Here is a 13670-nt window from a genome sequence, read left to right as displayed (position 1 = left end):
ATCGTACGGAACCCCTGCGCCGGGCCCCCGCCCCGGCGCCCGCCGTGGGACGGGAACGCCCGGCAGGGGGACCGGCGGGTAGGCTGCCCCCGTTTTGTGCGATGTGGGGAGCTTGTTTTGATCACTGTGACGTCCGTGAATGTGAATGGGATCCGCGCCGCCGCCAAGAAGGGCTTCGGGGCGTGGCTCGAGGGCTCCGACGCCGACGTCGTCTGCCTCCAGGAGGTGCGGGCCGAGGAAGCGCAGATTCCGGAGGAGGTCCGGACTCCCGCGGGCTGGCACACCGTGTTCGCGCCGGCCGCCGCCAAGGGGCGGGCCGGGGTCGCGCTCTACACGCGGCGGGCGCCCGAGCGGGTGCAGATCGGATTCGGCAGTGAGGAATTCGACACGGCCGGGCGGTACGTCGAGATCGATCTCCCCGGTGTGACCGTGGCCAGCCTCTACCTGCCCTCGGGCGAGGCCGGGACGGAGAAGCAGGTCGAGAAGTACCGGTTCATGGACGCGTTCCTGACGTACCTCGCCGCGCTGAAGGTGCGGGCCGCCGCGGACGGCCGCGAGGTCGTCGTCTGCGGTGACTGGAACATCTGCCACCGGGAAGCCGACCTCAAGAACTGGAAGACCAACCGGAAGAACGCCGGCTTCCTGCCCGAGGAGCGGGAGTGGCTCGGCAAGGTGTACGCCGAGGCCGGCTACGTGGACGTGGTGCGCGAGCTGCACCCGGACACCGAGGGCCCGTACTCCTGGTGGTCCTACCGGGGCCGCGCCTTCGACAACGACGCCGGCTGGCGGATCGACCTCCAGGTGGCGACGCCCGGGCTGGCCGCCAAGGCCGTCAAGGCCTTCGTGGAGCGGGCCGAGACGCACCCGGAGCGCTGGTCGGACCACGCCCCCGTGACGGTCGTCTACGCACTCGGTTCCTGATCGGCGGCGGAGGCCAGCAGGCGGTCCATCGCCATCGTCAGCTCGGCCTCGACCACGCTCTTCGCCAGCGGACGCAGCCGGGTGAGCGCCTCCGGTGACGGCGAGATGTGGGTCGATATCAGCTCGGTGAACAGGAGCGCCATCGCGTCCGCGTGCTCGCGGACGCGGCGCCCGGTCTCCAGGACCGCCGCCAGCGGGACGCCCTCGCGGACCAGCGCCGAGGAGACGTCCAGCAGCCGCCGGCTGACGTGGACGATCGCGTCGCCGTCGACGGCGAGGTAGCCGAGGTCCAGGGAGGCCGCCAGGTTCTCCGGGGTGACCTCGCCCTCGAAGTAGTCGGCCAGCGCCTCCGGGGTGAGCCGCACCGGGGTCTCCTCCGACCAGCCGATGCCGAGCAGCTCGCCGAGCTGGCTCACGTCGCGGCCGCTCTCGAAGGCGGCGGTCAGCTCGGCGATGCCGCCGAGCGTGTGGCCGCGCTCCAGCAGGGCGGCGATGGTGCGCAGCCGGGCCAGGTGGTGCTCGTCGTACCAGGCGATCCGCCCCTCGCGGCGCGGTGGTGGGAGCAGTTTGCGCTCGCGGTAGAAGCGCAGGGTGCGGACCGGGATGCCGGCCGCTTCGGCCAGCTCCTCCGTTCGGTACTCGCGCACCGTCCTGGTTTCCGTCTTCGCTTCCGTCTCATCCTTCGCCACAGGCGCACCTTATGGCGTACCGACAGTAACTTTCCCGACGCGACCCCTACCCATCAGTACGGGCCTGCTCTACCCTCCCGATTGTGCCAGTGATTGCTGGCAGTGTTCCGATGGTGTCTGCGGATGATGCGGAAGGCGGCGGGCATGGGCGGCAAGGACGAGCGCGGGCGCGAGCACGTGCGGGTGGCGGTGATCGGGTCGGGCTTCGGCGGGCTCGGCGCGGCCGTACGCCTGCGGCGCGAGGGGATCACGGACTTCGTCGTCCTGGAGCGGGCCGACTCGGTCGGCGGCACCTGGCGCGACAACAGCTATCCGGGCTGCGCGTGCGACGTCCCCTCGCACCTGTACTCCTTCTCCTTCGCGCCCAACCCGGACTGGCCGCGCACCTTCTCCGGCCAGCCGGCCATCCGCGCCTACCTGGAACACGTGGCCGACACCTTCGGGCTGCGCCGGCACATCCGGCTGGACTCCGAGGTCCGGATGATGCGCTGGGACGCCTACGAGCTGCACTGGGAGATCGAGACCTCCTCCGGGGACCTCACCGCGGACGTCGTCGTCTCCGCGACCGGTCCGCTCTCCGACCCGAAGATGCCGGAGGTCCCCGGGCTCGCCGGGTTCCCCGGGAAGGTCTTCCACTCCGCCCGCTGGGACCACGACTACGACCTGCGCGGCAAGCGCGTCGCCATGATCGGCACCGGTGCTTCCGCCATCCAGATCGTGCCCGCCATCGCCCCCGAGGTGGAGCGCCTCACCCTCTTCCAGCGGACCCCGCCGTGGGTCATGCCCCGCACCGACCGATCCATCACCGCCGTCGAGCGCTGGCTCCACCGCCAGCTGCCCTTCACCCGGGCCGCCCGCCGCGGGCTGCTGTGGGGGCTGCGGGAGCTCCAGGTCAGCGCCTTCACCAAGCGGCCCCACCAGCTCGGGCTGATCGAGTCGCTGGCCAAGGCCAACATGGCCCGCTCGATCAAGGACCCGGCGCTGCGCGCCAAGCTGACGCCGTCCTACCGGATCGGCTGCAAGCGGATCCTGCTCTCCAGCGAGTACTACCCGGCCCTGGCCCGGCCCGACGTGGACCTGGTCGCCTCCGGCCTGAAGGAGATCCGCGGCTCGGTGCTGGTCGCCGCCGACGGGACCGAGACCGAGGTCGACGCGATCATCTTCGGCACCGGCTTCCACGTCACGGACCTGCCGATCGCCGACCGCGTGGTCGGCGAGGACGGACAGACCCTCGCGGACGCCTGGAAGGACGGGATGCAGGCGCTGCGCGGGGCGACCGCCGCCGGTTTCCCCAACTGGATGACGATCATCGGCCCGAACACCGGGCTCGGGAACAGCTCGATGATCCTCATGATCGAGTCGCAGCTCAACTACATGGCGGACTACCTGCGTCAGCTCGGCGTGCTGGGGGGGAAGGTCGCGCTGGCCGCGCGCCCCTCCGCCGTGAACCGGTGGAACCGGCAGGTGCAGACCCGCATGGAGCGGACCGTCTGGAACACCGGCGGCTGCACCAGCTGGTACCTGGACGCCCAGGGCCGCAACACGACCGTCTGGCCGGGGACCACGGGGGAGTTCCGCCGGGAGACGCGCAGCGTCGACATGGCGGAGTACGAGGTCGTACGCGGCCGGGAGCGCGAGCCGGTCCCGGCCGCGGTGGCGGCTGCCGCCGCGCCGGGGGCCCTGGCCCCGGACCCCCGCGCCTCCCGTACCGGCGGGGCCGCAGTTGCCGCCGGCGAAGCCGAAACGGTGGAGGAGGTCGCGTGAGTCGGCTGACGCACGTCATCGCAGGGGCGTACGCGCCGCCGGTCGCGGGGCGGGAGTTGAGCGCCGTCTCCGCCGACGGGGCCCGGCTCCACGTCGAGGTGCACGGGGAGGAAGGGGCGCCGGCCGTGGTGCTGGCGCACGGCTGGACCTGCTCCACCGCGTTCTGGGCCGCGCAGGTGCGGGCCCTGGCCGCCACCCACCGGGTCATCGCCTACGACCAGCGCGGCCACGGGCGCAGCCCCGCCGCCCGGGCGCACAGCACCACCGCCCTCGCCGACGACCTCGTGGCGGTGCTCGGCGCCACCCTCGCCCCGGGGGAGCGGGCGGTCGTCGCCGGGCACTCCATGGGCGGCATGACGATCATGGCGGCCGCCGGGCGGCCCGAGTTCGCCGAGCACGCCGCGGCCGCGCTGCTGTGCAGCACGGGCAGTTCCCGGCTGGTCGACGAGGCGCAGGTGTTGCCGGTGCGCGCCGGGCGCGCCCGGACCCGTGCCACCGGCGCGGTCCTCGGGTCGCGCGCCCCTCTCGGTCCGGTCACGCCCCTCGCCAGGCAGATCCTCAAGTACGCCACGATGGGCCCCGGATCGGCGCCCGACAAGGTTGAGGCGTGCGCCCGCATCGTCCACGCCTGCCCTACCGGGGTGCGCCACGCCTGGTCCAAGGTGTTGGCCGGGCTGGACCTCGACGCCGAGGTGGCCCGCCTCGCCGTGCCCACCGCCGTCATCGCCGGCACCGCCGACAGGCTCACCCCGATCGTGCACGCCCGGGGGCTCGCCGCCGCGCTGCCGAACTGCGTGGGCCTCACCGAGCTCACCGGCATGGGGCACATGACCCCGGTCGAGGCGCCCGAGGCCGTCACCCGGGCCGTACTGGAGTTGACCGAGCTGTATCTCCACACCACCGAGAAGGAGAAGACGCCGTGAGTGCTCGCAGGAGTCTGGAAGGCCAGGTCGCCGTCGTCACCGGCGCCGCCCGCGGGGTCGGCGAGCTGCTCGCCCGCAAGCTCTCCGCCCGCGGGGCGCGGATCGCCCTCGTCGGCCTGGAGCCGGAGGCCCTCAAGGAGGTCTCCGAGCGGCTGCACACCGACAGCGACCACTGGTACGCCGACGTCACCGACCACGAGGCCATGGCCCGCGTCGCGCAGGAGGTCAAGCAGCGCTTCGGGAAGGTCGACCTCGTCGTCGCCAACGCGGGCGTGGCCGCCGGCGGTCCGTTCGCCGACTCGGACCCCGACGCCTGGCGCCGGGTCGTCGAGGTCAACCTCATCGGCGGGGCCGTCACCGCCCGCGCCTTCCTGCCCGTACTGACCGAGAGCCGCGGCTACTTCCTGCAGATCGCCTCGCTCGCCGCGATCACGCCGGCGCCGATGATGACCGCGTACTGCGCCTCCAAGGCGGGCGTCGAGGCCTTCGCCCACTGCCTGCGCGCCGAGGTCGGCCACAAGGGCGTCAAGGTCGGGGTCGGCTACCTCTCCTGGACCGACACCGACATGGTGCGCGGGGCAGACCAGGACGAGGTGATGCGGGAGCTGCGCGGTCGGCTGCCCTGGCCGGCGAACCGCACGTACCCGCTCGGCCCCGCCGTCGACCGCATCGTCGCGGGCATCGAGCGGCGCTCCCCGCACGTGTACGCGCAGTGGTGGCTGCGCGGGATGCAGGGGGTGCGCGGGTACCTGCCCGGGCTCATCGCCACGGTCGGACAGCGCGAGATGAAGTACTTCGAACCGCGGCTGTCCGGTGTCTCCAAGGGACTTGTGGGGGCCGGCGGGGCCGCGGACGAGAAGGAGCGCACGCAGCGTCACTGATCGAAATGCGAGCTTTGTCCGCCCGTGCAAGTCTGGTCGAGGCCCCACCACCGACACCCCTCACGGAGGGAACAGCATGGGTATCAAGGACCAGTTCCAGGACAAGGCCGACGAGCTCAAGGACCGCGCGCAGAACGGCGCCAAGGGTGCGAAGGACGAGGCGACGCACAAGGCGACCCAGCGCACCGCGAAGCCGCAGGAGAAGTCGAAGCGCGGGCCGCAGCAGGAGCAAGCGGACCGCCTGCGCGACGAGTTCGACGCCTGACCGGACTGCCGTAGGACCTGCGAAGGGGCGCGATCCCCGAGGACGTGGATCGCGCCCCTTCCGCATGCCCCCTCGCCCAGGGGCCCGTTGCCCCCCGACCCGCCGAGGGGTGTCACTCCCGCGGCGGCAGCTTCGGACGGCGCCGGTCCGGGACGTCCGTGTAGCCCGGCGGCACCGCGGCCGGGTCCTGCTCCAGCAGTTCCAGCGCCAGGTGCACGGCGTCGTCCAGCTGGGCGTGCCGCCCCTCCGCCCAGTCCAGCGGCGTGCGCAGGATCGCGAGGTCCGGCTCCACGCCGTGGTTCTCCACCGACCAGCCGTACTCCGGAAACCACGCGGCGTTCATCGGCACCGTGATCACCGTGCCGTCGCCGAGGGTGTGCCGGCCGGTCATGCCGACCACCCCGCCCCAGGTGCGCTGGCCCACCACCGGGCCCAGCCCCAGCAGTTTGAAGGCCGCGGTGATCATGTCCCCGTCCGAGGAGGTCGCCTCGTCGGCGAGCGCCACGATCGGACCGCGGGGCGCGTTGGAGGCGTACGAGACCGGCTGGGCGTCGCGCGTCAGGTCCCAGCCGATGATGGAGCGGGTCAGCTTCTCCACCACCAGCTCGCTGATATGGCCGCCCGCGTTGCCGCGTACGTCTACGATCAGCGCCGGCCGGGACATCTCCATCCGCACGTCGCGGTTGAACTGCGCCCAGCCCGAGCCGCCCATGTCGGGGATGTGGAGGTAGCCGCACCGGCCGCCGCTGAGCTCCCGGACCACCTCGCGCCGCTTGGACACCCAGTCCTGGTAGCGCAGCGGCCGTTCGTCGATCAGCGGCACGATGGCCACCCGCCGGGCGCGGCCGTCGCCCTCCGCGGGCTGGAAGGTCAGCTCGACCGTGGTCCCGCCCGCCGCCGACAGCAGCGGATAGGGGCCGGCCACCGGGTCCACGGGGCGTCCGTCCACATGGGTGAGCACGGCGCCCTCCCGGATGCCGGTCCCGGCCAGCGGTGAGCGGGCCTTGGAGTCCGAGGACTCGCCGGGCAGGATCCGGGCGATCACCCAGGCCCCGTCCTTGGGGTACAGGTTGGCACCGAGCAGGCCGATCGCCCGCTGGTAGTGCGGGGGACCCTCGTTGCGGCGCGCGGGGGAGACGTAGGCGTGCGAGGTGCCGAGCTCGCCGAGGACCTCGCGCAGCAGGTCGGCGAACTCGTCGGGGGAGGCGACCCGTTCGACCAGGGGGCGGTACTGGCTCAGCACCCCGTCCCAGTCGATGCCGCACATCTTCGGCTCCCAGAAGTAGGCGCGGATGAGCCGTCCGGCCTCCTCGAAGGCCTGGCGCCACTCGGCCGCCGGGTCCACCTCGTGCAGGATCCGGCGCAGGTCCAGGTAGACGGTCGAGTCGCTGTCGCCCGACTCGGTCGCGGGGACCGCGCGCAGGTCCCCGTCGTCGTTGATGACCAGCCGGGTGCCGTCGCCGCTGACCGCGAACCAGTCGAGTCCCGAAGCCAGTTCGCTCTTGCGCGCCTTGGTCAGGTCGAAGTGCTCCAACGTCGGCTTGCCGCTGATGTCGTTCGGATTGGCGAACGTCTCGCCGAGCGCGCCGGAGATCGGCCAGCGCAGCCACACCAGCCCGCCGCCGTGCACCGGGTACAGCGCCGAGTACTTGGACGCGGAGACCGGGAAGGGGGTGACCCGGCTCTCCAGCCCCTCCACCTCCACGGTCACGGAGCCGTCGCCGTCGCCCGGTTCCCCTTCCACCGGGTCCAGTCCCCCCGCCGCGGGCCGGCCCTCGGCGGAGAGGGCGAAGGGTGAGGGGGTCGCGGAGGACAGCGGCACCAGGTACGGGCGGCAGCCCAGCGGGAAGGACAGGTCGCCGGTGTGCACGTCGTAGACCGGGTCGAAACCGCGCCACGACAGGAAGGCCAGGTAGCGCCCGTCCCGGGTGAAGACCGGGTTCTCGTCCTCGAAGCGGCCGTTGGTGACGTCGACGATGACGCGCGCGCCGGGGCCGGAGATGCGGGCCATCTTGATCTGCCGCAGCGAACGGCCGATGCCCGGGTGCGACCAGGTCAGCCAGGCTCCGTCGGGGGAGAAGGCCAGGTCGGTGACGGGGCCGTTGATGGACCGGATCAGCTCGGTGACCTCCCCGTCGGACTCCTCCGTCGCGTCGACGAGCAGCAGCCGGCCGTCGTTGGAGGCGATGGCGAGGCGCTCCCCGTCGGGGTCCGAGAGCAGCTCGGTGACGCGCCCCAGCTCGCCCGAGGCCAGTCGGCGCGGCTCGCGTTCCCCGGAGGCCCGGGGCAGGTAGGCGATCTCGATCGCGTCCTCGCCCTCGGCGTCGGTGATGTAGGCGACCTGACCGCCGCTGCCGAGCATCTCCGGCAGCCGCACGCGCACGCCCGGGGTGTCGGCGATGGTCCGGGCGGGCCCGTCGCGGTGCGTCAGCCAGTACAGGCTGCCGCGCACCACGACGGCGCTGGCCCGGCCGGTGGTGTCCACGGAGAGCGAGTCGACGTTGCTGGCGGCCGAGGCCTGGTAGGGGCGCCGGCCCGCGCGGGGGCCGCCGAGGCGGACCTGGAGCCTGCGCGGTACGGCGTCGCGGGCCAGGGACTCCACGAGCCAGAGCTCGCCGGCGCACTGGTAGACGATCCGGGAGCCGTCGCTGGAGGCGTGCCGGGCGTAGAACTCGTCGTGGTCGGTGTGGCGGCGCAGGTCGCTGCCGTCGGGCCGGACGGAGTACAGGTTGCCGATGCCCTCGTGGTCGGAGAGGAAGGCGATCCGGCCGCCCACGAACATCGGCGCGTCCAGGTGCCCCTCGACGTCCTCCAGCAGCTGCCGGCCGTGCAGCCACAGCCGGCCGGTGGCCCCGCCGCGGTAGCGCTTCCAGGCGGCGGGCTCGTGCGGGGGCTTGCCGGTGAGCAGCAGGGTGCGGTGCTCGCCGTCGATGTCGGCGACCTGGATGTCGGAGACGGGCCCCCAGGGCAGGCGGCCGCCGGGGCTGCCGTCGGTGGGCAGCTTGTACGCCCAGGAGTAGTACGAGAACGGCTGGCCCCGGGAGGAGACCGCCAGGATGTTGCCGTCGGGGTCCCAGCCGCAGACCCGGGTGTCGGTGGCGCCCCAGTGGCTCAACTGGCGGGCGGGGCCGCCGTCGACGGGGGTGAGGTGGATCTCGGGGTCGAGGGTGCGCCAGGTGGTGAAGGCGATGTGCCTGCCGTCGGGGGAGAACCGCGGGTGGCTGACCCGGGTCCGGTCGACGGTGATCCGCCAGGCCCGGCCGGGTGTCTGCCCCTCGGGGACCAGCGGGGCGACCCACAGGTCGTCCTCGGTGGCGAAGCACAGGAGGTCGTCGTGCAGGTGCGGGAACCGGAGGTACGCGACGTCGTGACTCACCCCCCAATGCTTTCCGCGGCAGGGGGCCCTGGCAACTCGTACAGGTGATCCATGCCACTCCCTCCAGCGAAACGGAACGGTTTCGTTTCGCTTGCGGCGGGGGTATCTTAGGAAGCGTACGGAGTCGTTTCGTTCGGACGGAGGCGCGGAGATGACCGAGGCGATGGCGGCCCGGCGCAGCCGGATCACCCCCGAACGGCAGGCCGAACTGCACGAGGCGGTCCTCGACCTCCTGCGTGACGTCGGCTACGAGGCGCTGACCATGGACGCGGTCGCCGCCCGTACGAAGTCCAGCAAGGCCACCCTCTACCGCCAGTGGGGGAGCAAGCCGGAACTGGTCGCCAAGGCCCTGCGATGCACGCAGCCCGTCTCGCTGCGGGAGATCGACACGGGCAGTCTGCGCGGGGACATCGCCCTCATGGTGGAGCACTCGGACGACGCGCAGATGGCCAAGGACACCGCGCTGATGCGGGGCCTGGCCCATGCCGTCCACACGAGCCCGGAGCTCCACAAGGCCCTGCGCGACCTGCTGGTCGACCCGGAGATCAACGGTCTCCAGGCGATGCTCCAGCGCGCGGTGGACCGGGGCGAGATCCGCCCGGACTGTCCGGCCCTGAACTTCGTACCGCACATGCTCATCGGGGCGTTCATCGCGCTCCCGCTGATCGAGGACCGTCCCGTGGACCGGGCCTTCCTCGGTCAGTTCGTCGATGCCGTGGTCTTCCCCGCCCTCGGCGTCTGATCCACCCCGTCCCCTTCGGCCCCACCGCTTCCCGCTGCTCCTGACACGCCGCTCTCGTCGTCGGGCCGGCTCTCCATGCCCTGATCCCTCCGGATCCATCCCACGACCTGAACGGGAGAACCACCGACGTGGCTACCTTCCTCTACCGGCTCGGCAGGGGCGCCTTCCGGCGCCGCGGCCTCGTCGCCCTCCTCTGGGTGGCGCTGCTGTTCGCCGCCGGCTTCGGCGCGGCCTCGGCCGGCGCCCCCAGCTCCGGCTCGTTCTCGATACCCGGCACGGAGGCCCAGAAGGCCTTCGACCTGCTGGACGAGAAGTTCCCGGGCATGGCCGCCGACGGCGCCACCGCCCGCATCGTCATCAAGGCCCCCGAGGGCGCCAAGGTCACCGACCCCGGCCCCAAGGCCGAGGTCCAGAAGATCGTCGCCGGCCTGAAGACGGGCCCGGGCGCGGAGCAGATCTCCTCCGTCGCCGACCCGTACGAGGCGCAGGCCGTGAGCCAGGACGGCTCCACCGCCTACATCAGCGCCAAGTACGACGTCAGCGGCATGGAGCTGAAGGACGAGACCCGCGACGCGCTGAAGGACTCCGGCGCCGCGGCCAAGGCCTCCGGGCTGAACGTCCAGATCGGCGGTGACGCGCTGATGGCGGCCCCCGAGACCGGCTCCGGCGAGATCATCGGCATCCTCGTCGCCGCGATCGTCCTCGTGATCACCTTCGGCTCGCTGATCGCGGCCGGGCTGCCGCTGCTGACCGCCCTGATCGGCGTGGGCATCGGCGTCTCCTCCATCACCGCGCTCGCCAACGTGCTGGACCTCGGCTCCACCACCTCCACCCTCGCGATGATGATCGGCCTCGCGGTCGGCATCGACTACGCCCTCTTCATCGTCTCCCGTTACCGCGTGGAGCTCGCCGAGGGCCGCGAGCGGGACGAGGCCGCCGGCCGAGCCGCCGGAACCGCCGGCTCCGCCGTCGTCTTCGCCGGTCTGACCGTGGTCATCGCCCTCGTGGGCCTGGCCGTCGTCAACATCCCCATGCTGACCAAGATGGGCTTCGCGGCCGCCGGCACGGTGGTCATCGCGGTCCTGGTCGCCCTGACCCTGGTCCCGGCCATCCTCGGTTTCGCGGGCCGGACGGTCCTGCCCGCCGGCGAGAAGAGCAGGCTGTTCGGCAAGGGCGCGGGCAAGGCTTCCGCCGGCGCCGGCGCCGGCGTCGAGAAGGTCGAGAAGAAGGCCAACGGCGGCACCCGCTGGGCCCGCTTCGTCCTGCGCCGCCCGGTCATGGTGCTGCTGGCCGGTGTGATCGGCCTCGGCGTCATCGCCATCCCGGCGAGCAAGCTGGAGATGGGCCTGCCGGACGACGGCGCCCAGCCGGTCTCCACCAGCCAGCGCCAGGCGTACGACCTGCTGTCCGAGGGCTTCGGCCCGGGCTTCAACGGCCCGCTGATGGTCGTCGTGGACGGGGACAAGGCCCTCGCCGACTCGACCGTCGACCGGATCAAGGGCCTGGAGGGCGTCGTCGCGGTGACCCCGCCGACCCCGAACGAGGGCGGCGACGCCTCGGTCATCACCGTCATCCCGAAGGACCGCCCGTCCTCCACCCAGACGGAGGACCTGGTCCACGAGATCCGCGACGGCAGCGGCGACGACGTCCTCGTCACCGGCGCCACCGCGATGAACATCGACTTCTCGCAGAAGATGAACGACGCGCTGCTGCCCTACCTGGCGCTCGTCGTCGGCCTCGCCTTCCTGCTGCTGATGCTCGTGTTCCGCTCGATCCTGGTCCCGCTCAAGGCGGCCCTCGGCTTCCTGCTGTCGGTCGTCGCCGCCCTCGGCGCGGTCGTCGCGGTCTTCCAGTGGGGCTGGCTCGGCTCGGTCTTCGGCGTGGAGCAGACCGGCCCGATCATGTCGATGATGCCGATCTTCATGGTGGGCGTCGTCTTCGGCCTGGCCATGGACTACGAGGTCTTCCTCGTCACCCGCATGCGTGAGGCGTACGTCCACGGCGAGCGCCCGGGCCAGGCCGTGGTGACCGGCTTCCAGTACAGCGCGCGGGTCGTGGTGGCCGCCGCCGTCATCATGATCGCGGTGTTCTCGGGCTTCATCGGAGCCAGCGAGCAGATGGTCAAGATGATCGGATTCGGTCTGGCCGTCGCCGTCTTCTTCGACGCCTTCGTGGTCCGCATGGCCATCGTGCCGGCGGTGCTCGCCCTGCTCGGTCACAAGGCCTGGTGGCTGCCGAAGTGGCTCGACCGGCTGCTGCCGAACGTGGACGTGGAGGGCGAGAGCCTGCGCAAGCACCTCTCGAAGTCCGCGCAGTCTCCCGAGGGCCCGGACAAGGACCGCGAGCTGGTCAACGCCTGACCTCGCGCCGTCCCGCCGACAGTAAGGCCCGGCCCCGCACCGCCCGCTCGCCGGGCGGTGCGGGGCCGGGCCCGTTTCGTCCCCGGGCGCTACGCCCTACGGGTGACGGCGACCGGAGCGTACGTGCGGCGCAGGAAACGGCGCAGCGCGGCGATGTCGAACTGGATCACGGCGACGCCCTCGGGGGAGTGGAACTCGACGACCGCCTGCACGCGGCCGCACGGCCAGACGCGTACGTCCCCGGTCCCGGTCGGCGCCTGGAGGCCGGCCTCCAGCAGGGCGAGGGGGAAGACCCACTCGTTGTCGGTGCCCTCGGGGGACAGGTCCGCAGGGAAGACGATCCGGACGGCCAGCGGCTCGGCGGGGGCGTAGCGCAGGGCGACCGGGATGGTCCGGTAGAGGGGATCGTCCGTGATCACCCGGGCGCGGACCCGCTCCTCGACCGGGGGCGTGGTCGAGGAGGACGTGGGGGCGATCGCGGTCGCCGTGGCGGTGGCTGGTGGATTCTCGGCGGTGGCTGACATCGACCAGGCTCCTCGAAATCGGAACATTTGCGTCCGTTTGTCCTCAAGCCTCGCACATTCCGACGAAACCGCACGGATGTATTTGTGACGGCTGCGCTCTTGCCAACGGTTTGCAATTGGGCACTATTCTTGAACGGTTAAACACTGCGTCAAGGCGTACGGAAGCGGAGCCACTCCATGCATGTGCCCGACGGTTTCATCAACGCACCCGTGTCGGTGGCCGCCGGAGTGGCCGCCGGAGCCGCGGTCGCCCTCAGCCTCCGCGGCGCCCGCCGCGAGCTCGACGAGCGGACCGCCCCGCTGGCCGGCCTCGTCGCCGCCTTCATCTTCGCCGTGCAGATGCTGAACTTCCCGGTGGCCGCCGGAACCAGCGGCCACCTGCTGGGCGGGGCCCTCGCCGCGATACTCGTCGGCCCCTACACCGGTGTGCTGTGCGTGTCCGTCGTCCTGCTCATGCAGGGCATCCTCTTCGCCGACGGCGGGCTGACCGCCCTGGGCGTGAACATCACCGTCATGGGCGTCGTCACCGTCGTCGTCGCCTACGCGATCTTCCGCGGGCTGCTCGGGATCCTGCCGCCCACCCGCCGCTCCGTCACCGTGGCCGCCTTCGCGGGAGCCCTGCTCTCGGTGCCCGCCGCGGCCACCGCCTTCACCGCCATCTACGCGATCGGCGGGACCACCGACGTGGCCCTCGGCAAGGTGTTCACCGCCATGGTCGGGGTGCACGTGCTCATCGGCATCGGCGAAGCCGCCATCACCGCCGCGACCGTGGGCGCCGTGATCGCCGTACGGCCCGACCTGGTCCACGGGGCCCGCGGGCTGACCGCGCCGCTGAAGCTGCGCGTCGACGGCGAGCTCGTCGACGCCCCGGCGGCCGCCGCCGCCCCCGCGGCCGCCCGCTCCACCCGGAAGGTGTGGGCGACCGGCCTGGTCACCGCGCTCGTCCTCGCCGGCTTCGTCTCCTACTACGCCTCCGCCAGCCCCGACGGCCTGGAGAAGGTCGCCGCCGACAAGGGCATCGACGCGAAGGTCGAGGACCACGCCGCGGCCGACTCCCCGCTCGCCGACTACGGCGTCAAGAACGTCGACGACGCCCGCCTCTCCGGCGGCCTCGCCGGGGTCATCGGCGTCGGGGTGACCGTCGTCGCCGGCACCGGGATCTTCTGGGCCGTGCGCCGCCGCCGCACCGGGGAGCTGACCGCCACCTCCGTCTCGGCGGGCTGAC

11 protein-coding genes are annotated in these 13670 nt (G+C 72.3%); 8 read left to right on the top strand and 3 right to left on the bottom strand.

What is annotated here, in order from left to right:
* Positions 1-117 precede the first annotated feature (117 nt).
* Complete coding sequence (locus ACFYP3_RS17055) at positions 118-921, top strand: exodeoxyribonuclease III (protein ID WP_388832552.1); 804 nt, start codon at positions 118-120, stop codon at positions 919-921.
* On the opposite strand, the gene ACFYP3_RS17050 is transcribed toward ACFYP3_RS17055, so the two are convergent.
* Positions 903-1610, bottom strand: a complete 708-nt coding sequence (locus tag ACFYP3_RS17050; protein ID WP_388832549.1) for a MerR family transcriptional regulator — start codon at positions 1608-1610, stop codon at positions 903-905. The two genes, ACFYP3_RS17055 and ACFYP3_RS17050, sit on opposite strands and share 19 nt — an antisense overlap.
* A gap of 126 nt (positions 1611-1736) precedes the next feature.
* On the opposite strand from ACFYP3_RS17050, the gene ACFYP3_RS17045 reads away from it, so the two are divergent.
* From ACFYP3_RS17045 to ACFYP3_RS17030, 4 genes are all read left to right on the top strand, one after another.
* Complete coding sequence (locus ACFYP3_RS17045; RefSeq protein ID WP_388832654.1) at positions 1737-3374, top strand: flavin-containing monooxygenase; 1638 nt, start codon at positions 1737-1739, stop codon at positions 3372-3374.
* Positions 3371-4297, top strand: coding sequence for an alpha/beta fold hydrolase (locus ACFYP3_RS17040; RefSeq protein ID WP_388832546.1), 927 nt, complete (start codon positions 3371-3373; stop codon positions 4295-4297). The genes ACFYP3_RS17045 and ACFYP3_RS17040 overlap by 4 nt, the downstream gene beginning before the upstream one ends.
* Complete coding sequence (locus ACFYP3_RS17035) at positions 4294-5178, top strand: SDR family oxidoreductase (protein WP_388832544.1); 885 nt, start codon at positions 4294-4296, stop codon at positions 5176-5178. The genes ACFYP3_RS17040 and ACFYP3_RS17035 overlap by 4 nt, the downstream gene beginning before the upstream one ends.
* A gap of 76 nt (positions 5179-5254) precedes the next feature.
* The gene (locus ACFYP3_RS17030; protein ID WP_388832541.1) at positions 5255-5443 is read left to right on the top strand and encodes a hypothetical protein; all 189 of its coding nucleotides are present in this window, start codon (positions 5255-5257) and stop codon (positions 5441-5443) included.
* A gap of 112 nt (positions 5444-5555) precedes the next feature.
* On the opposite strand, the gene ACFYP3_RS17025 is transcribed toward ACFYP3_RS17030, so the two are convergent.
* Entirely contained in the window at positions 5556-8819 is a 3264-nt protein-coding gene (locus tag ACFYP3_RS17025) for a S41 family peptidase (RefSeq protein ID WP_388832538.1), read from the bottom strand.
* Positions 8820-8970: 151 nt separating this feature from the next.
* Between ACFYP3_RS17025 and ACFYP3_RS17020 the strand changes: the two genes are divergently transcribed.
* Together ACFYP3_RS17020 and ACFYP3_RS17015 are read left to right on the top strand one after the other, a co-directional pair.
* On the top strand, positions 8971-9561 hold the full coding sequence (locus ACFYP3_RS17020; RefSeq protein WP_388832535.1) for a TetR/AcrR family transcriptional regulator: 591 nt from the start codon (positions 8971-8973) through the stop codon (positions 9559-9561).
* Positions 9562-9689: 128 nt separating this feature from the next.
* Positions 9690-11921 carry an MMPL family transporter gene (locus ACFYP3_RS17015; protein WP_388832532.1) on the top strand — a complete coding sequence of 744 codons (2232 nt, stop codon included), beginning with the start codon at positions 9690-9692 and terminating at the stop codon, positions 11919-11921.
* Between the two features lie 89 nt (positions 11922-12010).
* Here the strand turns inward: ACFYP3_RS17015 and ACFYP3_RS17010 are convergent, their stop codons facing one another.
* Positions 12011-12445, bottom strand: a complete 435-nt coding sequence (locus ACFYP3_RS17010; RefSeq protein ID WP_388832529.1) for an SsgA family sporulation/cell division regulator — start codon at positions 12443-12445, stop codon at positions 12011-12013.
* 177 nt (positions 12446-12622) lie between these two features.
* On the opposite strand from ACFYP3_RS17010, the gene ACFYP3_RS17005 reads away from it, so the two are divergent.
* On the top strand, positions 12623-13669 hold the full coding sequence (locus ACFYP3_RS17005; RefSeq protein ID WP_388832526.1) for an energy-coupling factor ABC transporter permease: 1047 nt from the start codon (positions 12623-12625) through the stop codon (positions 13667-13669).
* The last annotated feature ends 1 nt before the right edge of the window (position 13670 follow it).

The organism is Streptomyces sp. NPDC005533 (genome assembly GCF_042871845.1).
Taxonomy (GTDB): domain Bacteria; phylum Actinomycetota; class Actinomycetes; order Streptomycetales; family Streptomycetaceae; genus Streptomyces.
This window is presented reverse-complemented; position numbering and strand designations above follow the sequence as displayed.

What these genes read in the sequence shown, in the direction of transcription:
- ACFYP3_RS17045 (WP_388832654.1), top strand. Translation starts at nt 1,737, where the DNA reads ATGCGGAAGGCGGCGGGCATGGGCGGCAAGGACGAGCGCGGGCGCGAG.
- ACFYP3_RS17030 (WP_388832541.1), top strand. Translation starts at nt 5,255, where the DNA reads ATGGGTATCAAGGACCAGTTCCAGGACAAGGCCGACGAGCTCAAGGAC.
- ACFYP3_RS17020 (WP_388832535.1), top strand. Translation starts at nt 8,971, where the DNA reads ATGACCGAGGCGATGGCGGCCCGGCGCAGCCGGATCACCCCCGAACGG.
- ACFYP3_RS17010 (WP_388832529.1), bottom strand. Translation starts at nt 12,445, where the DNA reads ATGTCAGCCACCGCCGAGAATCCACCAGCCACCGCCACGGCGACCGCG.
- ACFYP3_RS17005 (WP_388832526.1), top strand. Translation starts at nt 12,623, where the DNA reads ATGCATGTGCCCGACGGTTTCATCAACGCACCCGTGTCGGTGGCCGCC.